This window comes from Nostoc sp. (genome assembly GCF_036917755.1).
In the GTDB taxonomy this organism is placed as follows: domain Bacteria; phylum Cyanobacteriota; class Cyanobacteriia; order Cyanobacteriales; family Nostocaceae; genus Nostoc.
In genome coordinates this window covers 59,249-83,532 of sequence record NZ_JBALFC010000018.1, presented here as the reverse complement: position 1 = coordinate 83,532, position 24,284 = coordinate 59,249, and the positions used below count along the sequence as shown (strand labels likewise).

Here is a 24,284-nt window from a genome sequence, read left to right as displayed (position 1 = left end):
AAAAGTTTTTTCGGAATGACGTTCAATTAATTAGCTAAAAGAGATTTTATTTCTTCTTCAGATAACTCTGTAATTTTTTCGAGGAGAAGTTGGTCTAACATTTCTGCTTGTTGAGCTACAGTGGCAGCTTGAAATAAAATTTTTCCCATTGATAACTCTACAGGAAAAGTTGTTTGCAAACGTGAAAATATTCTCGTGGCAATTAAAGAATCTCCTCCCAATTCAAAGAAATCATCATTAATACCAACTTCTTTCACACCAAGAACTTCTTGCCAAATTTCGACAATTTGAATTTCTAACTCGCTATTTGGTGCAACATAAGGATTACCAAGGTTTAATCGAGAGTAGAGTTGACGAGAAGATGTTTTGTCAGTTTCAGTAATATCTGGTTTTTGATCGTCGAGGGCAGACAAGGATCGTGGTTTGCTATCAATCCAATAACGCTGACGCTCAAAGGGATAAGTGGGTAGAGGCAGACGATTACGCTTTTCGTGGGCATAAAAACCCGACCAATCTATCTCTACGCCAGCCATCCAAAGTCGCCCCAATGTATTTAATAAAAAGGCAACATCTGAGTGTTGTTCTTTAGGATGATGCAAGGAAGAAAGCACAAGCTGTTTCGCACCAGGCTCTAAATGCCGTTTGGTCAACGTACTTAGCGATCGCCCTGGGCCAACTTCTATTAAAATGCTTTCAGACTGTTGCAACAATTCGGAAACTCCCAAAGAAAACCTCACGGGTTGGCGTAGATGCTGTGCCCAGTAATCGGGATTGCTAGCTTCATCAGCAGTAATCCACGTACCAGTCAGGTTGGAGATGTAAGGAATTTGCGGTGGCTGAAGCTGTACCTGTTGCAAACGCTGTGTAAATTTTTGCACAATTGGCTCCATCATCGCCGAATGGAAGGCATGAGAGGTGAAAAGAGGCTGAGTATCTATGCCTTGTGCCGCTAATTGCTGTTGTAGTGTTTCAATTGCCGATGTGGAACCGGAAACGATGCAGGATGACAAACTGTTGACAGCAGCTAGAGAAAGTTGTTGACCCAACAATGGTTGTACTTGCTGCTCTGTTAGGGGTACTGCCAACATACTCCCAGTTGGCATCTGTTGCATCAATTTACCCCTCATGGTGACTACAGCCAAAGCATCTTCTAGGGAGAAGACACCTGCAATGGTCGCCGCGACATATTCCCCGATACTATGACCAATCATCGCCACAGGACGGATTCCCCATTCCAGCCATAACTGCGCCAGGGCATATTCAATCACAAACAGTGCGGGTTGAGCAAGTGCAGTTTGTTGTAGTTGTTGTGTGGCAAGTTCAGTTTGGGCAACGCTAGGGTAAAGAATATGACGTAGGTCAACTCCTAAGTGAGGTTGCAGAATCTCTGCACATTTGTCTATTTGGTGTTGGAATGTTGGCTCCAGTTGATAGAGTTCTCGCCCCATATTCACATACTGCGAACCTTGCCCAGAAAACATAAAGGCGATCGGGTGCAGGATGGGCTTTTGGTAGTGAGTCAATACTCGTTGTGAGTTTGCTGCCAGCGCTGACACCGCATCTTTTATGTCTTGACAGACTACGAAGCGATGGTAATCGAAAGTTCGGCGACCTAGTTGAAGGGTATAAGCCACATCAGCTAAATCTAAGCGAGGATATTGCTGGAGGTGGCTTTTCAAATTTTCAGTTGCCACTTCTAGGGCTGAGTCGGTTTTGGCTGAAATGACTAACAATTGCCAAGGTCGAGACTTTTCCGACAGCTTTTGTGCTGGTGCTTCTTCCAGAACGACATGAGCATTAGTACCGCCAAAGCCAAAGGAACTAACACCAGCCCGGCGCGGTGTACCATTGGTTTTCCACTCAGAAAGTTTGGTATTGACGTAGAAAGGGCTGTCCTCAAAGCCAATTTCCGGATTGGGTGTTTCAAAGTGTAGGTTAGGCGGAATAACTTGATGTTTGAGTGCCATAACAGTCTTAATTAGACCCGCTACACCCGAAGCTGTATTTAAATGACCAACATTTGTCTTAACTGAACCAATGGCACAAAAACCCCTTTTTTGAGTACTAGCATTAAATACTTTCTTCAGGGCACTAATTTCTATGGGATCGCCCAAGATAGTACCAGTTCCGTGGGTTTCGATATAGCTAATTGTTTCTGGGTTAACATTAGCGATCGCCTGAGCTTCAGAAATGACTTTCGCTTGTCCACTACTACTAGGAGCGGTAAAGCCTACTTTTGCTGAACCATCATTATTTACAGCTGAACCTTTGATGACAGCATAAATACAGTCTCCCTCTGCTAGAGCATCTTCTAGTCTTTTGAGTACAACAATACCGACTCCGTTACCCATAATTGTTCCTTGGGCATTAGCATCAAAAGCACGGCAGTGACCGTCAGGAGAAGCCATACCTTCTTTTATATACAAATAACCTAGTTGCTGTGGAACTTGGATCGAAACCCCGCCCGCGAGTGCCATATCACACTCATAGTTCAATAATCCTCGACAGGCTATGTGGACTGCTACTAATGAGGTAGAGCAAGTTGTACTAACGTTGAGACTCGGCCCTTTCAGATTTAACTTGTAGGAAACTCGTGTAGGTATATAGTCTTTGTCATTACTAGCAGGAAATTGCCTACTCAAAGATTCTAGGGTGTAAAAATTGGTTAATAACAAGTTTTCTATTAGGTATGTACTGAGGCTCCCCCCTGCATAAACACCTATCCATCCTTTGTAGGCTTCAGAATCATAGCCTGCATTTTCTAGGGCTTCCCAAGCACACTCCAAAAAAATACGTTGTTGTGGATCTGTCGCCTCAGCTTCCTTGGGTGAGAAACCGAAAAAGGAAGCATCAAACATTTCAATATCAGAAATTGGTGCGCCAGCTTTCACATAGCTAGGATTATTTACTAAAGCTTGGTCTACACCCAAAGCCAGCAATTCCTCATCACTGAAAAAGGAAATACACTCCCGTCCAGCGCACAAATTCTGCCAATATTCATCGACATTTTTAGCTCCTGGAAAACGACCAGCCATGCCAACAATAGCTATGCCTTTGGGGTTATTCACGGGCTTTTCTCCTTTTTTCAATCAGTTGTGCGTCTTGGGCGATCGCTTTTTGCAGCTTTTCGGCACGTTCATTAATTGGTTGAGATACTAATTCTTGAGTCTGGTCTTTGCTGAGATATTGAGCTAAGGCACTAATTGTTGAATACTCGAAGGCATCATTAATTGAGAAGTTGATGTTTAATCTTTTTTGGAGTTTGCTACGAACTTGGACTATCAAAAGAGAATCTCCACCCAACTCAAAGAAATTGTCATAGCGTCCAACTTCATTAATACCCAGAACCTCTTGCCAAACTTCAGCGATCGCCTGTTCAATTTCATTTTTAGGTGCGACATATTCATTTTTCAGCTTAGGTCGTGAATATGTCTGTTGAACTGGTTGAGGTAAATTAGCTTTCTCGAAAATCTCGATTAAATTTTCTTGATTATAAGTATTATGTCGCTCGCGCCAACTCAGAAAATCATTAGTCCATATTAAAACTTGTGGTAGTGTACTTCCTAATATTCTGCTAAAAATCTCAATAGTTTCTGATGGTGATAACCCATCTTCCCTAAAAAAGTCTATGTTAAGTTTGTTATTTAGTGGAAGCAAGTCAACACTATTCAAGTCAGGAGTTGCCAGAAAAGCCGCAGTTTTTCTAGCTGTTAGTTCTACTTTGCTTTCTTTAGACACAAGTGTTTTTAAAGATTCTCTTTCCTGTAAAGAAACTACAATCTTACCGATATGTTTCCCTCCAGCCATATATTCAAAAGCATCAGCTACCTTTGTAATGGGAAACACTCGATGGGGAAGATTCGGGAAATTTCCTTGCTCGAAGAATTCTACAACTTCCCTACACCAATCAATGTGTTTAAAGTCTTCCATATCTGGGTGGATAGCAAAGAAGCTTAAATTTTTCTCAAAAGGTCTTAGTCCTAATTGAGTATTATTCAAGATATCCTTTTGACCAATTTCTAAAAAGCGTCCATTGCGTGCCAAAATAGCAAGACTCTTAGGGATGAATTCTCCACCTAATGAATTCAAAACTACGTTTACTCCCTTACCATCAGTAAGTCGCATGACTTCATCAGCAAAAGCAACAGACCTGGAATCCATAACGTGCTTAATACCCTTTGAGCGCAGAAATTCCCGTTTTTCTGCGTTACCTGCTGTGGCAAAGATTTCTGCACCAACCCACTGGGCAATCTCAACAGCTGCCATTCCCACACCACCAGCAGCAGAATGAATCAAAATACTTTCACCCTTGCACAGTCTGCCCACTTTTATCAAAGAATAGTAGGCTGTCCCAAAAGCAACGGGAATTGTTGCTGCTTCTTGTAAAGTGAGATGTTTTGGTTTGAGTGCCACTAAATTAGCAGTAGTTGTCATAAATCGGCTTAAACTAGAACTGCCAATGGCAATTACTTCATCTCCAATTTCAAAACCCTTAACTCCTTCTCCAAGAGAGACTATTTTGCCAGCACATTCAAGACCGAATTCGTAAACAAAATCAGTTGGAGTTGGAAACAAACCCATCGCTACCAACACTTCTTGGAAGTTAAGACCAACCGCAGCTACTTCAATCTCAACTTCGCTAGGTTTTGGTTTTTTACGAGTGGTAGGTTGAAATTTCAAGGTTTCTAAAACCCCAGGAGAGAAAATTCTTAACTGAAAATTCTCACTTTCTGAGATAGCTGGCATGATTTCTCTAGAGACTTGAGATTGCTCAATTTCTGGATTGATTTTCTTAAGGGTATATTCTTCAATTTCAACTAGTTCATTTCCTTGAATATCTAAGATAGAGATATTGAAGCTGAGAGTATCTTGTTCTGAATTAGTCTTTTCTACTAATCTAGCATAACTATATACTCTAGAGGAAATTGAGTTATGAATTGTCAGTCTTTTGTATGAGAATGGGAGGTAATGATTTTGATTTGATAATTGCCTGGTTAAAAAACCAGTAGCTGCATCTAATAGTGCTGGATGTAACTTATAATTATTCAGGTCATTTAGAAAAATTGTTGACAATTCTAAGACTGCTAATCCCTGATTATTTCCGAAGTTTATTTGCTGTAAGTTTTGCCATCTTAATCCAAATTCTAGATTTTCTGATTGAGTTTGATAATTTAGCTGAGAAACAATTATTTCCTGTTGATGGCAGTTATCTAAAATTTCAGAAATTGCATATTTTTTAGGTGATTCTGGCTGAGTCCAGACGATTTCTCCTCTGGCGTGTTCTGTCCATTGCTCTATGGTTGAGTCTACTCGGCTAACAATTACGAATTCAAAGCCATCTTCTTGCTTATTTAAGAGAGTACGAACTTCCTTTTCTGTGTGTTCTTCTACTACTAATGGTTTGAAGAAAGTAACTTCCCGCAGTTCTATTGTTCTATTTTGAGTGTGGTTTTCGCAAGCAGCTACGGCCAACTCTAGATAAGCTGTTCCTGGAAGTGTAGCTTTGCCCATAAGCTTGTGTTCATTAAGAACCCAGTGCTTACTAGCACTCAAGTGAGAAATATATATCTCTTGGTTTGAGTCTTTGATTAAACAGCTATCTATCAGAGGGTGGCTAACTGCTTTTGATTGAGCTTGGAAAATCTTTTGGATATGTTTTGTACCTTCAAAACCCATCCCACCTTCCTGCCAACCATACAAGTTGATAGAAACAGTAAATTGTTTATCTGTGGAGGTTTTGTAATGAGCAAAACTATCAATAAAGTTATTAGCACCAGTATATGCTACTTGACCAGGTAATGGTGCGATCGCAGCCATTGAAGAACAAAGAATTAAGAAATCTAACTCAGCATCTTTGAAGAGGATATCGAGAACTAGTGTACCCTTAACTTTCGCCTCCAAAACACTTTTTACCTGCTCGATAGTTTTTCGCTGAATCGAGCTATCACCCAGAATTCCTGCGGTGTGAATTACACCATTGATTTGTCCAAATTGCCCTTGAGCTTGAGCAATTAATTCTTGCATCTGTTGGAGGTTAGCAACATCAGCACTAGCTACTAAAACCTCAGAGCCTAATTTTTCTAGTTCCTGGACTTTACGAATCTTCCGGCTAATGTCGTCATTATCATCGTGGGTTGCTAGCCATTCAGGCCAATCTTGTCGAAGAGGAAAAGCTGAACGCCCTATCAGTATCAGTTTAGCTTGAAAAGTTTTGGCTAAATGTGGTGCCAGCAATTCTAATCCCAGATATCCGAGTCCACCACTAATCAAGTAAACTCCACCTTGTTTTAAGCGTGGTATTTCTTTGACATCTTTATCTAAACGGACAGACTCAAAAGTTTGTGCCCAACGATGAATACCACGATAAGCAATAATTTCATCAGAAGTGTTAGCACTAGTTTCGTTGAGCAATTGCTCTATAAGTTTTTCTTCTTTCCAACTACCTGAAACTGGGAGGACAATATCAATACTACGGCAACGGATATTAGGATACTCACGCGGAATCACCTTAACGGCTCCGAGTAAAGTTGCCTTTTCTGGGTTGAGCATTTCTTCTCCAGTTAATGCTTGCATCCCATTAGAAATCACCACGATTTCCAACTCATTTGTGAGATTTTGTTTGCCTAGTCCCTGCACAAGAAGTATTAGACTACATAAACCTTGTTCTTGAGCTTTTTCATAGTTATCAAGTCTTGATTCTGAGTAACTTGGCGGTGTAATACTCCATAAATGAGCAATTGTTTTGGGAATTAAACCTAGTGTGCGAAGTTCATTGAGTAAAGCGTCGTAATCATCCCGATTTTGCGGGTTGATAGTATACAGATGTTGTCCAGATTCGCTATTTTTACTAAATCGTTTCCCAAGTTTGATAGTAACTACATCTTGTCCTACTAATGCCAGTTGCTTCACCAATTCGCTACCTATGCCACACTCATCAACAAACACTAACGAGCATCCCAACTGAGCAACCCCTAACTGAGAATTTTTAGGCAGCGGTGAACGTTTCCACGAAGGAATGTAGAACCAATCGGCAATGTCTGCCTTTTTGTCTAATGAGACTTGAGCTTCTTGTTTTAGAGTTGTGGTAAATGCAGCTGGTGCAGTTTTATTCTCTAAAGTTGCAGCCTGAGCTACTATTACATGATGTCCAAAAACTTCAGTTGCAGAAAAAGCTTCCACTTCGATAAATCCATGAGAACTTAGTGCTTCTTGCCACTGTTGTTTAGATAAAAATGGATTCCCCTGGTTGCGTTGTTCATCTTCTGGAGGATTCATCAAAAGACCCCAGGTAATATCGAAATCGAAGCGAGGTTCAGTACATTCCCAAAGCAAGAGTATACCCCCACGAGCTAACAAAGAGCGCACATACTCTAAAGTTGCTTCCATGTTTTTGGTAACGTGTAGCACGTTCGCCGCTACTACTACATCAAAGCTATGAGCCGAATAACCTTGTTCTTGAGGAGGCTTTTCAATATCGAATAAACGATAATCAATAAATGGATAATCGCTAAATTTCTTTTTAGCTGCTTTCAAGAACAAACCACCCACATCAGTAAAGGTGTAATTAGTTTGTTTGGCAGGCAATAAGGGTAACAATTCGCTGGTGGCTAAACCCATTCCCCCACCTACTTCCAAAACTCTTAAATTAACTGCTGACGGCAAGGACTTAACTACTTGCTCCAGACTTGCCCGCATAATATTGTTGTAGTAAGCAATCCAGCGAGGGTAAATATTTAGCTTTTCTGCTTGTTCTTCATCATATATTAAAGTATTAAAAAACTCTAGTGGTGGTTTTTTTCCAGTCAGTATATCAACTAAGTTTTCACCACAAAGCTGGACTAAATCTACCTGTTGAGGTGTATCTGTACATTGCGCTTTGACTGCTGCTAACACTGTGTCAAAAGATTCTGATGAAAATGGCAGTAACTTAGTAAAAATTCCTCCATTTTGTTGCAAGTGACCTTGCTCTACTAATACTTGTAACCACCTAGCAAACAACTGCCGATAGCGAGGAATAACTTGGCATTTCTCGAATAATTCCTCAAAAGTATACTTGTCGTCAGGATTGCTAAAAGCACCATTATGCCTAAGAGTTTTATTGATGTATGCAATACATAAACGATCCAGCCATTGTCTGCTCTCCAGACAGGTTTGCTGATCAAATTCCAAAATACCGCTACTTGCTTGGTACTGACCAGCCTGCACTACAGTTTTCCAAAGCTGTGTAGATGATGAAGAGGGGTTTTCTGGCTCAATCCAATAGCGCTGGCGCTCAAAAGGATATGTAGGTAAGGGAAGGCGACAGCGTTGTTCATGGGCATAAAATCCTGACCAATCTACTTGTGCCCCATTCAGCCAAAGATGACCTAATGTGTTTAACAATAACTCTAAGTCAGATTGAGGCGATGTCTGCGACGGGTTATGCCTACGCGGATGGTGTAATGAAGTTAATACCACCTGTTCAGAATTTTTATTTGGATGTTGCTTAGTTAATTTACTCAACGTCCAACCAGGGCCAACCTCTAATAAAATTTGAGCGGGTTCTTGCAATAACTTTTCTAAACCTTCAGCAAAGCGTACAGTTTGCCGTAGATGCTGTGCCCAGTAATCGGGATTGGTGGCTTCATCAGCAGTAATCCACGTACCAGTCAGGTTGGAGATGTAAGGAATTTGCGCTGGCTGGAGATGTACCTGTTGCAAACGCTGTGTAAATTTTTGCACAACTGGCTCCATCATCGCCGAATGGAAGGCATGAGAGGTGAAAAGAGGCTTAGTATCTATGCCTTGTGCTGCCAATTGCTGTTGTAGTGTTTCAATTGCCGATGTTGGGCCAGAAACGACGCAGGATGACAAACTGTTGACAGCAGCTAGAAAAAGTTGTTGACCCAACAGTGGTTGTACTTGCTGCTCTGTTAGAGGTACTGCCAACATACCCCCAGTTGGCATCTGTTGCATCAATTGACCTCTCATGGCGACTACAGCCAAAGCATCTTCTAGGGAAAATACACCTGCAATCGCCGCAGCCACATATTCCCCGATACTGTGACCAATCATCGCCACAGGGCGGATTCCCCATTCCATCCATAACTGCGCCAGGGCATATTCAATCACAAACAGTGCGGGTTGAGCAAGTGCAGTTTGTTGTAGTTGCTGTGTGGCAAGTTCAGTTTGTTCGGTATTGGGGTAGAGGATATGACGTAGGTCAACTCCTAAGTACGGTTGCAAAATCTCTGCACATTTGTCTATCTGCTCCCGGAATGTTGGCTCTAGCTGATAGAGTTCTCGCCCCATATTCACGTACTGCGAACCTTGTCCAGAAAACATGAAGGTGATTGAGCGATCGCCTGATTCATGAAATTTGCTAGGCTCGACCTCACTCAGTAAGGGCTGTGTCTGTGCAATATCCTGACAAACGAGCATCCGTCTATAGTTGAAAGCCTTACGACCTTTGCTTAAGGTGTAAGCAACATCAGCTAGGTTAAGTTCGGGGTGCTGCTGCAAGTGTTGAGTTAAATTGGCGATCGCTAACTCCAGCGCTGAACTAGTTTTCGCTGAAATGGTTAACAACTGGTAGGGACGGGATTTTCCAGATGCCTGTTGTGGTGGGGCTTCTTCCAACACCACATGAGCATTTGTGCCCCCAATGCCAAAAGAACTGACACCAGCACGACGGGGTGTACTTTTAGTTTGCCACTCAGAAAGTTTGGTATTGACGTAAAAGGGGCTGTTAGCAAAGTCTATTTTGGGATTAGGGCTTTCAAAGTGTAAGCTTGGGGGGATTTGCTGGTGTTTGAGTGCCAAAACGGTTTTAATCAGACCTGCGACACCAGCCGCTGCATCTAAATGACCGACATTGGTTTTAACGGAACCAATCGCGCAAAATCCCTTGTTTTGGGTATTAGTAGAAAAAGCTTGTGTAAGTGCAGTAATTTCAATCGGGTCTCCCAAAGGCGTACCGGTTCCATGCGCCTCCATATAGGTGATTGTTTCTGGAGCAATTCCAGCTACGGTTTGAGCCTCTAAGATCACTGCTGTCTGACCATCTACACTGGGCGCTGTATAACCAACTTTCACCGCACCGTCATTATTTATGGCAGAACCTTTAATCACCGCATGAATAAAATCGCCATCTGCAAGAGCATCTTCTAATCTTTTTAAGACAACAAGACCAACACCGCTACCACTAATCGTCCCCGCTGCTTTGATATCAAAGGCTCGGCAATGTCCATCGGGAGATAAAATCATCCCTTCTTGATACAGATAGCCGGTTTTTTGGGGCACCCTGACTGCAACACCACCAGCCAAGGCAATATCGCACTCACCATTTAACAAACTTTGACTAGCTAAATGTACGGCGACTAATGAAGTAGAACAAGCAGTTTGAACAGTAATACTCGGCCCTTTAAGGTTTAATTGGTAAGAGACGCGAGTAGATAAAAAATCTTTATCATTGCCAATTAGCAGTCTATATTTGTAATCATCTATCGGGTTAGATGTATCAAACTTTTTATAAAGGTTATTAAGTAAATAAGTATTAATACCAGAACCAGCGTAGACACCAATGGAACCCTTGTAAGTTTGAGGGTCATAGCCTGCATTCTCAATCGCTTCCCAAGCTTGTTCTAAGAAAAGCCGATGTTGCGGATCGATCGTTTCAGCTTCTCTAGCGCTGATGTCAAAAAAGAAAGCATCAAACATATCTATGTCTGATAGCACGCTATTACCTTTAACGTAGTTGGGGTTATTCAATAACTCAGGATCTACACCAGAAGAAACTAGTTCTTGAGAGTTAAAAAAGGAAATACACTCTACACCTTCTTGGAGGTTTTGCCAAAATTCTGCGATATTTTTGGCTTTAGGGAAACGACAAGATATGCCAATAATGGCAATTTCTGAATCATTATCTAAATTAGGTAAAGGCTGTTTATTCATGATTATTAAAAAAATGGAGGAATATTTTAAAGCAAGAATTTTAACGTCAGTTCGACAAGTCTTATTTGATCTCTCCCCGACACCCAGAGGGGAGCAAAAAGCTTAATTTTTCGTTGCTCCTCACTTTCCGTTTCGGAGAGGGAGGCTGTCCGGGAGAGGTTCATCGAACTCACGTAATTTTAAGGATTATTTGCTCGATGTTTTTGCCTGAGTTGTCTTTTTTGGATTGTCATAGCTTTGCGAGAGTTGCGATTCTCCGCTTTTTCGTATGCTTGCTGAGAATAAGTGGACTCATTATTATTTTCAGTTAAATATTCAGCTAAAGATTTGATAGTTGGATATTTAAATAATTCTACAATAGGTATTTCTTTATCAAAGATTTCATTTAATTCTACTTGTAATTTGACAATGAGTAATGAATGTCCTCCTAGATGAAAGAAATTATCCTCAACTCCCACCTTTTCGATTTGCAACAACTGTTGCCAAATATTAGTAATAAGTCGCTCTACTTTAGTTTGGGGTCTGATATATGGTGTTTCTAACTGACGGCTTTCTGGTACAGGCAAAGCACGATGGTCGATTTTACCGTTGGGCGTTAGTGGCATTCTTTCTAAGAATACAAAAGCTGATGGCATCATATATTCAGGTAGCTTTTCTTGGAGAAAGTTTCGGAGTTCACTTATGGTTACAACTTTCTCCTGATTGAAGATTTCACTTGTTTTTTGATCGGCGACAACGTAAGCTAATAAACGCTTTTCGCCGAGTTTATCTTCTCTAGCTAAGACCAGAGTTTCTTTGATTTTTGGATGAGTAACGAGTACGGCTTCAATTTCTCCGAGTTCAATGCGATAGCCGCGAATCTTGATTTGATGATCGATACGACCGAGAAATTCAATGTTACCATCTGGTAGATAACGGGCGCGATCGCCAGTTTTGTAAAGACGATCTCCTAATTTATCGCTAAAAGGATTACGGATAAATTTATCTGCTGTCAACTCTGGACGATTCAGGTAGCCGCGAGCAATACCGACACCACCAATGTGTAATTCTCCAGCGACACCGACAGGAACGCGTTGCAGATATTCGTCTAGGATATAAACTTGAGTATTCGCAATTGGGCGACCGATAGGCAGTTGACTAATATCTGGCGTAGATTCAGCTATGGTGGCGCAGACAGTTGATTCAGTTGGCCCGTAAGCGTTGAAAAAACGGCGACCATTAGACCATTGTACCACTAAATCCGATCCACAAGCCTCACCCGCAACTATGATAATTTGCAACGCTGGTAATTCTTTATTGGGTAGAACAGCTAATGCTGATGGAGGGAGTGTTACGTGTGTAATCGCCTGCTCATCCAACAGTTTAAGTAAAGCTGACCCTGGCAGCAACTCCTCTGGAGTTCCCAAAACAATCCTCGCTCCAGAACCCAGAGCCATGAAAATTTCCCAGACAGCAGCATCAAAACTAAAAGATGCGAATTGCAGAATACGGCTGTTTGGCTGCACATCAAAGCTATCAATTTGTGCTTGCGCTAGATTGCACAATCCCTGGTGGGCAATTAAAACTCCTTTCGGTTTTCCTGTAGAACCTGAAGTATAAATCACATAGGCTAAATTCTCAGGTTTAACCCCACTAAGTAAATTTTCTTCACTTTCACGAGAAATTTCTCTATCCAAGTAGACTACAGATGCTTTATGCTCAGGTAGGTTTGCTGCTAACTTCTCTGTAGTTAATAGCACCTTCACCTGTGAATCTGACAACATGTAGGCTAGGCGTTCTTGGGGATAAGCTGAGTCTAGGGGTACATAAGCACCACCAGCTTTCAGAATGCCCAACAGTCCTACGATCATCTCTAGGGAGCGTTCAACACAGATACCCACCAGTACTTCTGGGCCAACCCCTAGCCTTTGCAAGTGATGTGCTAACTGGTTAGCGCGGCTATTCAGTTCTCGATAGGTTAGTTGCTCATCTTTAAACACCACTGCTACAGCATTTGGGGTTTTTTGTACCCATTGTTCAAACACCTGATGAACACACAAATCTTGGGGATAATTTACTTGAGTCTGATTCCACTCTAAAAGCTGCTGTTTTTCTGGGATGGTTAACAGTGGCAAATCATAGAAGTGTTGATCGGGATTGAGGACGATCGCTGTTAATAAAGTTTGGAAATGATTTGCCATTCTAGCGATCGTACTTGGTGCGAACAAGTCGGTGTTGTACTCCCAAGCGCCGATTAATTTCCCATCTGTTTCTCTCACCGCCAGAGTTAAATCAAACTTGGCTGTACTTGTGTCAGTTTCCCAAAGACTGGTATTCAAGCCCAACACCTCTAAAGCCGACAGTGCTGATGTCAACTCATTTTGCAGGAGAAACACCACTTGAAATATAGGTGAATGGCTCAAGTCTCGATGTGGTTGTAGTTCTTTGACAAGTTGTTCAAAGGGCAAATCTTGATAAGTCTGCGCCTCTAACACCATTTGGCGGACTCGACTTAACAGTTCCCGAAAAGTGGGATTACCAGAAAAATCTGTTTGCATAGCGATCGTGTTGGCAAAAAATCCCACGATGCCTTCTGTATTCTTGTCTCGGTTCCGATTGGCAATGGGTGAACCAATGACAATCTTCTCAACCGAAGTATAGCGATACAGCAGTGTTTTGAAGGCTGCTAGCAAAGTAATAAAGAGAGTGAGATTCTCCTGTTTATTCAGATCCTTGAGGGCTTGAGTCAGGTTAGCGCCAAGAGAAAAGTGTTGCCTAGCGCCACGAAAGCTTTGCACTGATGGCCGAGGATAATCTGTTGGTAACTGTAATACAGGTGGATAATTACTTAACTGCTGTTTCCAATAAGTCAGTTGAGACTCTAGCACTTTTCCCTGTAACCACTCCCGTTGCCAAATAGCAAAATCTCCATATTCAAGAGGCATTTCGGGAAGTGGAGCAGGTTTACCTTGAGAAAAAGCTGCATATAATGCTGCCAATTCCCGAAACATCACACCCAATGACCAACCATCAATAATAATATGGTGCATGGTTAGTAACAACACATAATCCTTTTTCCCTAGCTGTAGAAGCATCCATCGCAGCAGAGGGCCTTGAACAAAATTGAAGGAGGGTAGGCGGTGTTCGGCTGACAACCGCAGAATTTCCAGTTTCTGTGCAGCTTGGGGTAACTCACTCAAGTTGACTACAGATAGAGGTACATCCATAGAAGCGGCGATAACTTGTACTGGTTGTCCCGCAACTGTATCAAAGGTAGTCCGCAATGACTCATGGCGGCTTACAAGTTCTCGTAAACACTGTTCTAGTATGCCTATGTCAAGCACACCTTGAAGTTGGATAGCTCCATGTTCATTGTAGAAAGCACTATCGGGGTTTAACTTATGGAGAAACCAAAGACGTTCTTGAGCAAAAGATAAAGGAACAGGGGAAATTGTCGCTCGTCGAGGGACAACATTTAATTTTTGGTCAGATTGAACTTTACCTTGCAAGCGTTTTGCCAAGAGTGCTTGTTTTGCCGGTGAAAGTTGAGACTTTATTTTTAAAATATCTTGCTCTAAAGACATGAATATTATTTTCCATTACTGAATAATTAAGGCTATAAAATGAGCATTCATCGTTAATCGATAATTTCTAGTTTGATATATTCTGGCAAAGGCTGAATTTGGTTGAGCTGATTTTCTAAAATTACTATTTCGCCTTGCTTTTCAACTTCTTTAAACCCTGCAAATTTATAGGCGATATACATCATACGATTACGATTATTAGAAAGAAATTCAGCACACAGACGCACTTTGTTTTCTTGAGCCAGCTTCATGATGTAGTTAAGCATAACTGAACCCACGCCTCTGGACATGACGCGACAAGACATTAGTAAAAGTTTAATTGTCCATATATCATCACGGCATTCCACAAGAGCCAAACCAATTTTTCCGTAACTGCCATATTTATCTTCTAAAGTGGCAATTAGTAGTTTATGTTGCTCTGATTGCCGAAATTGATTGAGGTCATCATAAGAATAAGTGTAACCTGTAGTATTTAACTGGTTGGTTCTAACTGTTAATTCTTCGGCTCGTTGTAAATCATCTTCTTGGGCTGAAGCTAGAGTAAAGTGCATATTCAGAGTTTTTAAGAACTCTTCTTGAACACCGATAAATTTTTCTTCTGCTTGTTTGCGTTCTATATCGCTAATATACATTTGCCTTCTCTTTTGAGAATCCTCTGTAATAAACCGAGGATTCAACTCTGGCATATCTAACAAATGCTCTATTTTAGTTACATTGATACAAAGAACATCGGTAAGGGAAAAATGTACTTCTTCTAGTTCAAATGGCTGATCGTCAATAAAGGCGATCGCATCTAAACCAATATTAATTAATTTAGCAATTTCTTGAATAGAAGCAACTTTAGAATTCCAATTAATTTGGGAGTAGATAAAATACTCAGATAACCCTAGCTCTTGAAGTTTAGCGATCGCTGTATTGTGGTCATTCTTACTGGCGATCGATTGCAAAATACCTCTAGCGTCTAAAGTTTTGATAATCTCAACTATATTTTCTCGCAAATCCACGCGATCGTCTTCTAATAATACACCATGCCAGAGAGTATTATCTAAATCCCAAACAACACATTTAATTGGTTTTTTTGTATCTTGGCTGTTCCGGGTTTGCTCCAAATTTAGACCAATCATGTTTTCATATCCTTGTAACTAATTGTTGAGATATTGCCAAGCGATCGCCCGGAAATATATACTCCTGATAACCATATTCAGCAATGGTCATTTGTTGAATTTGAGTACTACCTTCGATGATTTCCATAATTTTTGCATCTCGCAAATACCTTTCAACGGAGTACTCGCTACTACAACCGTTTGCACCATGAATTTGTACAGCATCATTTGCTACTTGAGTAGCCATTGTGGATGCAAAATACTTGGCAATTGAAGTCTCAATCAGAGAATTAGGATGTCCAATATTTTTTAAATAACCTGCTTGATAGCATAACAATCTTGCTGCTTTCACATTGACAATCATGTTAGTTATCATTTGCCGAATCAATTGATGTTCTTTTAAATAAACACCAAACTGTTGACGTTGACTTGTATACTGAATACAGGCTTCTAAACAAGCTTGGGCAATACCTATACATCCCCATGCGACACTGTATCTGCCGTAATCTAGTGCAGTAGAAGCGACATAAGAGAAACCAAAACCCAATCTCCCTACAAGATTTTCTTGGGGAATCCGACAATCGACTAGGTGTAATTCTGCTAACATCGAAGCCTTAACACCTAACATCCCAACAATCGGTTTGATTGAGAGTCCTGGGCTATCTTTTTCAACTAAAAAAGCAGAAGGTTTACCTTCACACAAACCAAAAACTAAGAAAATATCAGCGATTTGTCCATAAGTAATCCATTTCTTTTGCCCATTTAATACATAAGAATCTCCAGCCAGTTTTGCTGTTGTCTCAACACTTTTAGCATCACTACCTACATTAGGTTCACTCAAACCAAAAGCAGCAATCACCTCACCAGTTGCCAATTTAGGTATCCAATACTGTTTTTGAGATTTACTCCCCCACTTAAGTAGAGCATGAGTAACCATATTATGTACGGTTAGTAAACTCCGCAGCGAAGAACATCCCCGGCCAATTTCTTCATTTAAGAGTCCATAGGTGATGATATCTATAGCATCACCACCATGTTCTTTAGGTACTAAAGCACCTAAGTATCCTTTTTTAGCTAGTTTTTCAATTATCTTTTTTGGAGTAGATTGTTGTTGATCGTATTCATTGGTGAAAGGAATAATTTCTTCATCTACAAAGGCTCGAAACGTAGCTTGAGCATTTTTTTGCTCAGTAGTTAATTCTATCTGCATTGTGATTACTAAATTTGATTTTTTCGAAGTTATGACTCATTAATTATCTAATTAATACCGTGTTAATAAGTACAGGGTTGCAGAAAATAGGGGCGAATTTAAGGTTGGAGTTTAAACGCAGAGGGGCGCAGAGGTAAGCGCAAAAGTACGCGGGGAATTTGCTAGAAATTAATGATAATTAAATGTTTTACTAAGCTTGCGATCGAGGAAACTTGCCATAGCATTGATTGTTCTGAAGTTGTCGAAATCTAGGTCTTCATTTTCAATATTGATTTGAAATTCTTGCTCTAAAAACAAAACAAGTTGCATAGCAAACATAGAATTTACAAAGCCTAAATTGAAGATATCTTCATCTTCTTGCAAGTCATGGATTGTAATAAACCGCGAGATAAAATTTTTGATTTTAGTTTTAGCTTGGTTCATTTTTATGTATTTATTGTGGAGTATCTAATTGAGAATTTTTCAATTGTAGTTATAAAAACCCTTACCGCTTTTACAACCATACAAACCTGCATCTACCATCTTTTTCAGCAAAGAACATGGTCTGTATTTGCTGTCGTTAAAGCTTTCATATAGAACTTCAATGGAGAATAGAATAGTATCTAAACCAATTAAGTCAGCAGTTTCTAAAGGCCCCATTTTATGACCAAAACAGGTTTTAAAGATTCTATCTACATCTGATGCTGAAGCGACTTGATCTTGTAGTAAAAAAATAGCTTCGTTGATAGTTAACATGAGTACCCGATTAGAAACAAAACCAGGTGAATCATTAACTATGATGGCTTCCTTGCCCATTTGAGCTAACAGCTTTTTGGCTATCTCAATTGTTTCCTCAGAAGTATGATAACCACGAATTGTTTCTACTACTGGCTTCATTGGCACTGGGTTCATGAAATGCATTCCAATGACTTGTGCAGCACGTTTTGTTGCTGAAGCTATACGAGTAATGGGAATCGCCGATGTATTGGCAGCAAACACCGTTACTGGCGGACAAATAACATCTATTTTTTCATAAACCCTATTTTTAATTTCCCATTTTTCTGTGACATTTTCAATCACAAATTCTGCTGATTCTAACGATTGGTAATCTGTAGAAATCTTAATTTTTTGGAGGAGGTTTTCAATATTGTCCAATTTATCAGATTTCTGGAGCATTTTTTGAAACCGAAGATTATTTTTAATCTTTTCTTTTGCCTCCTCCAAAATTTTCTCTGACACATCTACTAAAATGACCTGATGACCAGTTTGGGCTAAGTTTTGTGCTAAACCACTCCCCATTACCCCAGCCCCAATAACACCAACTACTTCGATGTTCATGATTGATATCTTCAACTAAATGAGCTTTACTACCAGAGAAAAAATATATGACAAGCCAGACATACCACAATACGGTTTGGTTAAGAATATTTGTAGGTTGGGTTGAGCGTAAGCGTTAACCAACAAAGCCTTGATTGATAATGTTGGGTTTCGTTATTACGAATTGAGATTACCCAACTTTTTCTAAAGTTGCTTGAACTTCTTCATCAGTTAATTCTTCTAACTCCTCTAGAATAATTTTTTCGATAAACAGAGATAATTCAGCAACAGTAGGGGCTTCAAAGAGGGCGCGGACTGGTACTTCTATTTGGAAGTCATCACGCAATTGGTTAATCATTACACTTCCTGTTAATGAGTCTCCTCCTAAAGCAAAGAAACTATCATAAATACCCACTTTATCAAAACCTAAAAACTTTTTAAAGCTTTCAGCAATCTTATTTTCAAGTTCGTTAGTAGGTGCAATGAATTCATTCTTTAAATTTGGTCTGGGACGCAGATAAGAGAAGTCAGCTTCTTGGATATTTACTTTCTGTTTGACGGACTTTAACCTAGTTGCTTGTTCTAACCTAGTGGTGAGATTTCCAGTGGAGACAAATACTTGATTTAATTCCTTCCAAGATAAAATCCGTTCGAGGACATCGATACCTTCTTGTGGTGTCAAAATAAATTCAGCTAAACTGGCATCAACAGATAAAAGCTGTTGTTGAACTTTTCCAACTTGCCAAGTATCCCAATCGACGCTTACCCAAGGAACAGAACTAGTTTGATTGTGTTGATGAACAAAAGCATCCATGAAGAGATTTGCTGCTGAATAAGCTATCAGTCCTCTTCCTCCTAAAACTGAGGATAAAGAAGACATCAATAAGCAAAAATCTAGCTCTTTCGATTCTAAAACTTTTGCCAAAACTAAAAGTCCATGTACTTTAGCTGCAAATTGCTGCTCACACTCGGTTTTAGTTGCTTGTTCGATGGTACACAGTTTGCCAGAAATTCCCGCAGCATGGATGACACCGTTGATTTTACCAAATATTGTTTCAGCTTGGGCGATCGCACTTTGCATTTGTTCCTGGTTGGTGACATCAGCGCCAACTAGTAAAACCTCAGCGCCTAGTGCTTCTAGTTTCAACACTTTTTCTAACAGACTATTTGACCAATCATCACGGTTAGGTAAGATTGAACGTCCTATTAAGATTAGTTTGCCCTTGACAGTCCGTGCTAAATATTCTGCTAAGAGTAGTCCTAAATTTCCTAAGCCACCTGTAATTAAATAAACTCCTCCATCTCGCAATTGTGGTGTTACCGTTGCTACATCCCACTGAATTTTCTCAAAATTTTGTACCCAGCGATGATGATTACGATAGGCAATAATTTGCTCAGTCGATGGTGCAGATATTTCTTTGAGCAAGCTGTCTACAAGTTTATCAACTGTTCCACTAGGAACTACAACATCAATACTACGACAACTAATGTTTGGGTATTCTTGGGGAATGACTTTACAAGCTGCTAATACAGTTGCTTTTTGTGGAGAAAGTATTTCATCTCCTGTCACAGACTGCATATTATTGGAGATTACCATGATTTGCAACTGTTCAGCCAAATTCTGTTGTTCCAGAACTTGAGCTATAAATAGCAAGCTGTAAAATCCTACATCTTGAGCTTGGTTAACTTCATCTACTTCTAATATTGTTTCATTGGGCGGTGTGACACTCCATAAATGAACAATCGTTTTTGGTGTCAAATTTAAGGTAGAAAGCTCTTGAAATAGGGTATGGTAATCATTTTGTTGTTGAGGATTGATTGTATATCCATGCTGTTTTTCATCTACCGCAAATTGCTCTCCAATTCTGACGGTAATCACCTTTTTATCTTGGAGTTCCAATCTTTGAACGATTTGCTCACCCAAGCTACTCTCATCAACAAATATCAAATAACATTCCTGTTGATTTGTCTGCTTTGCTGTCACAGGTGGCAACATTGAACGTTTCCATGATGGAACGTAAAACCAGTCTGCAATTTCAGGCTTTTTACCCGATGGAACTTGACTTGCATCTTCTTGATGAATCAATGCCATCAATGCTGCTGGAACTGATTTTAATGGTGATGCAGAAGCCTGAGCTAAAATAATATGTTCTCCGAATACATCAAATTCCGAGAAAGCTGCAACATTGACAAACCCATGCTCAGTTAAAGCTTCTTGCCACTGCTCTTTTGATAAAAAGGGATTACCCATATTGCGGATACCTGTTTCATCCTCAATGGGATTCATTAGCACTGCATCCATGATGTCAGCTTCTAATCTGGCTTCGGTGATTTCCCAGAGGATTAAAAAACCTCCTGGAGCCAATAAAGAACGAACATGTTCTAAAGTTGCTCCAATATTCCGAGCTACATGCAGCACATTAAAGGCAATAATGACATCAAAATTGTGGGTAGAATATCCTTGCTCTTGTGGCGATTTCTCTATGTCTAGCAAACCGTATTCAACAAATGGATAAGCGCTAAATTTATTTTTGGCTGCTTTCAGGAACAAACTACCTAAATCAGTAAAGGTATATTTGGTTTGCTGTTGCGGTAACAAAGGTAACAATTCCTCTGTGGCCGTACCAGTTCCCGCCCCCAGTTCGAGAATTCTGAGGTTGACATTTGCTGGCAAGGGTTTGACCACCTGTTCAACGATCGCCCGCAAGATGGGTTTATAGTAAGTTTGGGTGGGATAGGTTGGCACTGTATAGTCTTCTTCTTGAAGTTTCACCGAAAAGTGAAATTCTAATGCCCCCCTAGCACCAGTCAAGATGGCTGGTAAGTTTTCGCCATAACGCTGGTAAATATCTACCCATTCAATTATCTCTTGCGATCGCAATCTGGCCTCTTGCAAAAACGTATTCATTGAGTCTGGGGAAACTGGCAGGAGGTTGGTATAAATTCCTGCCTCATCTCGTTGTATATGACCTGCTTCTAGTAGTACATTCAACCAGCGAGTCAACAGTTCTCGATAGCGAGGAATAATTTGGCACTGCTCAAACAATTCTGCAAAAGTATACTTTTCCTCTGGATTGTTAAAAGCACCTAACTGTCTGATGGTCTGATTCATGTACCCAGCACATAAACGAGTCAGCCACAGTTTCCGTTCTTGCTCAAGTTGAGTGTCAATTCCTTTTACACCCTCAACCGCCTGATTTTGACCAGCTTCTACCATAGATTGCCAAAGTGCAGGTAATGTCGGCAATTTTTTGCTAGTAGTTGAAGGTTTTAGTCTGTCAATCCAGTAACGTTGGCGCTCAAAGGGATAGGTTGGTAAAGGAATCCGATGACGACGTTCATGTGCGTAAAATGCCGACCAGTTTATCTGGACTCCTGAGAGCCAGAGTTGCCCTAAAGTGTTCAGCAAGAATGCTAAATCTGATTGTTGCTCGTAGGAATAACGCAGAGATGGCAGCACAACTTTATCTACAACCTGCTCGCTCTCTAAATATTGCAAAGCGAGGCTACTCAAAGTTTGTCCCGGGCCAACTTCCAACAAAATGGGATTCTGCTTTCTCCACAATTGTTTCACTCCTTCACCAAAGCGCACAGGCTGACACAGATGCTTTGTCCAATAGTTGGCATCGGTTGCTTGGTCGGCTGTAATCCATGTACCTGTAACATTAGACAGATAGGGGATTTGCACAGGCTGGCGCTTTACAGTTTTGACTAACTCAGTGAATGGATCTGCGATCGCTTCCATCATGTAAGAATGGAAAGCATGAGAAGTTTGCAAACGGCGACAAGCCAAACCTTTCTCAGTCAATTGACCTGCTAATTCATCAATTGCATCTATATCTCCAGCTACCACACAAAGTTTTGCTCCATTAATAGCTGATAAGGAAAGTTTTTCACTCAACAAAGGACGCACTTCTGCTTCCGAAAGAGGTACAGCCAGCATTGCCCCGCTTGGCAACTCTTGAATCATTTGCGCCCTTTTCGCCACCAGAGTTAGGGCATCTTCTAAAGATAATACCCCGGCTAAAGTCGCAGCCACATATTCCCCAATGCTATAGCCAATCATGGCGACAGGACGAATCCCCCAGGAAATCCACAACTGAGCTAGAGCATATTCAATGACAAAAATAGCTGGTTGCGTGAGATAAGTTTGATTTAGTTTTTCGGCAGCTGCATCGGGTTGTTCAAGGGTACGACCAAGCATTTTACGCAAATCGAAACCCGATTGAGATGAACCGTTTATGGGATTGGGTTGTGAAGAATTTTTGGGATAAATGACATCTCTTAAATCAAGATTTAGTATGGGTTTGAGGATTTCACAACATTGAGCAACTGTTTTTTGAAATGTCGGCTCTAGTTGGTAAAGTTCCTCGGTCATGTTCACGTAGTGTGTACCCAATCCCGTAAACATGAAAGCGACGGGGCGATCGCTAATTTCTTGAATACTGCTCAAAACTCTTTTAGAATCTTGAAGCGCGCTCACAGCATCTGTAAGGTTTTGGCAAACAACCGCTCGGCGATGCTTAAAAGCCTGACGACCAAGTTGGAGTGTGGAAGCGACATCAGCTAGGTTGATATCGGGATGCTGCTTGAGGTGTGCAGCTAAATTCGCCGTTGCTGTGTTTAAGGCAGAGCTAGTTTTCGCAGATAGCAACAATAACTGCCAAGGACGCGAGTTACCAGAAGGTTGGAAACGAGGCGCTTCTTCTAAAATAACGTGGGCGTTAGTTCCCCCCAAACCGAAGGAACTGACACCAGCGCGACGGGGTTTGTCGTTAGTTAGCCATTCAGCAAGCTCTGTGTTGACGTAAAAGGGGCTATTCTCAAAATTAATTTGTGGATTGGGTTCGGCAAAGTTCAGGCTGGGTGGTAATAATTTATGTTTGAGTGACAAGACTGTTTTGATTAACCCAGCCATCCCGGCTGCTACTCCCAAATGTCCAACATTTGTTTTGACTGAGCCGACTGCACAGTACCCTTTTTTATCTGTACTAGCTCGAAAAGCTTGTATCATCGCAGTCATTTCAATTGGGTCGCCCAAGGTAGTACCGCTACCATGAGCCTCGATATAGCTGATTGTATCCGGCTCAACTTCGGCCATTATTTGAGCAGCACGAATAACTTTAGCTTGGGCAATTTCACTAGGTGCAGTGTAGCCAATTTTCCAAGAACCATCATTGTTGATTGCAGAGCCTTTGATTACAGCATAAATCTGATCGCCATCTGCGATCGCACTCTCCAACCGCTTGAGAACAACAACACCCAAACCGTTACCAAAAACTGTACCTTGAGCCTTTGCATCAAAAGCTCGGCAATGTCCATCAGGAGACACCATTCCATCAGCTGGAAATGGGACAAATCCATCTCTGGTGACTGTAATAGTAATGCCACCAGCCAAGGCTATATTACATTCCCCACTCAACAAACTTTGACAAGCTAAATGAGTTGCAACGAGTGAAGTAGAACAAGCTGTGCCAACATTAATACTCGGACCGTTAAGATTTAATTTATATGAAACGCGGGTAGCAACAAAGTCTTTATCATTACCAATGATCGCTTGCAAAGGACTTATTGCTTTTGCTGCCATCAATTCCTCATCAGCATCAAGGTTGAAAGGCAAATAACTGCTTGACCCGGAACCAGCGTAAACTCCTATAGGCTTTTCTTCCTTTTCAGGATCATAGCCAGCATTTTCTAGAGCCTCCCAAGCACACTCTAAAAATAGCCTTTGTTGTGGGTCAATAGTTTCCGCTTCTCTAGGAGTATAACCGAAGAATGAAGCGTCAAATAGCTCTACACCCTCTAGAACAGCAGCAGCTTTAATTGTCTTGTTGGGCTGATTAGATTCATCAAGCCCCATATCTACTTGTGGCAGTTCTGAAACTAACTCCACACCGTTGACGAGATTTTTCCAGAAATCATCAATATTTTTTCCCCCAGGAAAACGCCCAGCCATGCCAATTATTGCTACTTCTAAACCAGTGGGTTCAAGATTCATCGCCTTTATCCTTCCTAAAAAATGTAGTTATTGATTGTTACTCATAACGCAATACAGTTCAGTTAAGCATTTCTTCCTTCTCTTCCTTCTCTCTCTTCCTTCGCGTCCTTTGCGGTTCGTTCAAAAATTGACTTTGACAAAGAGTTAAGCCTTAACTGTCAAAGTCATTAGTAGTTATAACT

Annotated in this window: 8 protein-coding genes and 2 pseudogenes; all 10 read right to left on the bottom strand. The window is 40.8% G+C overall.

Going from position 1 to position 24,284, the window contains the following annotated elements; genetic code table 11:
- Positions 1 to 26 precede the first annotated feature (26 nt).
- The 10 genes and pseudogenes from V7L05_RS06090 to V7L05_RS06050 all read right to left on the bottom strand — a co-directional run bounded on the left by V7L05_RS06090 (position 27) and on the right by V7L05_RS06050 (position 24,102).
- On the bottom strand, positions 27 to 3,068 hold the full coding sequence (locus V7L05_RS06090; RefSeq protein ID WP_442937837.1) for a beta-ketoacyl synthase N-terminal-like domain-containing protein: 3,042 nt from the start codon (positions 3,066 to 3,068) through the stop codon (positions 27 to 29).
- Complete coding sequence (locus V7L05_RS34620) at positions 3,061 to 3,807, bottom strand: phosphopantetheine-binding protein (RefSeq protein WP_442937838.1); 747 nt, start codon at positions 3,805 to 3,807, stop codon at positions 3,061 to 3,063. The genes V7L05_RS06090 and V7L05_RS34620 overlap by 8 nt, the downstream gene beginning before the upstream one ends.
- Positions 3,784 to 5,601: pseudogene (locus tag V7L05_RS06085) on the bottom strand (zinc-binding dehydrogenase); the annotation flags it as partial. The gene V7L05_RS34620 and the pseudogene V7L05_RS06085, both read right to left, overlap by 24 nt.
- A 96-nt stretch (positions 5,602 to 5,697) precedes the next feature.
- A pseudogene (locus V7L05_RS06080) lies at positions 5,698 to 10,932 on the bottom strand (SDR family oxidoreductase); the annotation flags it as partial.
- Between the two features lie 179 nt (positions 10,933 to 11,111).
- Positions 11,112 to 14,495, bottom strand: a complete 3,384-nt coding sequence (locus V7L05_RS06075; protein WP_335162744.1) for a non-ribosomal peptide synthetase — start codon at positions 14,493 to 14,495, stop codon at positions 11,112 to 11,114.
- A gap of 53 nt (positions 14,496 to 14,548) precedes the next feature.
- Positions 14,549 to 15,619, bottom strand: a complete 1,071-nt coding sequence (locus V7L05_RS06070) for an HAD-IIIC family phosphatase (RefSeq protein ID WP_335162742.1) — start codon at positions 15,617 to 15,619, stop codon at positions 14,549 to 14,551.
- Positions 15,620 to 15,623: 4 nt separating this feature from the next.
- The gene (locus V7L05_RS06065; RefSeq protein ID WP_335162740.1) at positions 15,624 to 16,808 is read right to left on the bottom strand and encodes an acyl-CoA dehydrogenase family protein; all 1,185 of its coding nucleotides are present in this window, start codon (positions 16,806 to 16,808) and stop codon (positions 15,624 to 15,626) included.
- Positions 16,809 to 16,976: 168 nt separating this feature from the next.
- Entirely contained in the window at positions 16,977 to 17,231 is a 255-nt protein-coding gene (locus V7L05_RS06060; RefSeq protein WP_335162738.1) for an acyl carrier protein, read from the bottom strand.
- A 39-nt stretch (positions 17,232 to 17,270) separates the two neighbouring features.
- A complete protein-coding gene (locus V7L05_RS06055; protein WP_335162736.1) occupies positions 17,271 to 18,125 on the bottom strand; it encodes a 3-hydroxyacyl-CoA dehydrogenase family protein in 855 nt (284 codons plus the stop codon).
- Positions 18,126 to 18,294: 169 nt separating this feature from the next.
- On the bottom strand, positions 18,295 to 24,102 hold the full coding sequence (locus V7L05_RS06050; RefSeq protein WP_335162734.1) for an SDR family oxidoreductase: 5,808 nt from the start codon (positions 24,100 to 24,102) through the stop codon (positions 18,295 to 18,297).
- Positions 24,103 to 24,284 lie beyond the last annotated feature (182 nt).

Bases quoted from the DNA above. Each gene is read 5' to 3' on its own strand.
- V7L05_RS06060 (WP_335162738.1), bottom strand. From the start codon at position 17,231: ATGAACCAAGCTAAAACTAAAATCAAAAATTTTATCTCGCGGTTTATT.
- V7L05_RS06070 (WP_335162742.1), bottom strand. From the start codon at position 15,619: ATGATTGGTCTAAATTTGGAGCAAACCCGGAACAGCCAAGATACAAAA.
- V7L05_RS34620 (WP_442937838.1), bottom strand. From the start codon at position 3,807: ATGGCTGGAGGGAAACATATCGGTAAGATTGTAGTTTCTTTACAGGAA.
- V7L05_RS06050 (WP_335162734.1), bottom strand. From the start codon at position 24,102: ATGAATCTTGAACCCACTGGTTTAGAAGTAGCAATAATTGGCATGGCT.
- V7L05_RS06055 (WP_335162736.1), bottom strand. From the start codon at position 18,125: ATGAACATCGAAGTAGTTGGTGTTATTGGGGCTGGGGTAATGGGGAGT.
- V7L05_RS06065 (WP_335162740.1), bottom strand. From the start codon at position 16,808: ATGCAGATAGAATTAACTACTGAGCAAAAAAATGCTCAAGCTACGTTT.
- V7L05_RS06075 (WP_335162744.1), bottom strand. From the start codon at position 14,495: ATGTCTTTAGAGCAAGATATTTTAAAAATAAAGTCTCAACTTTCACCG.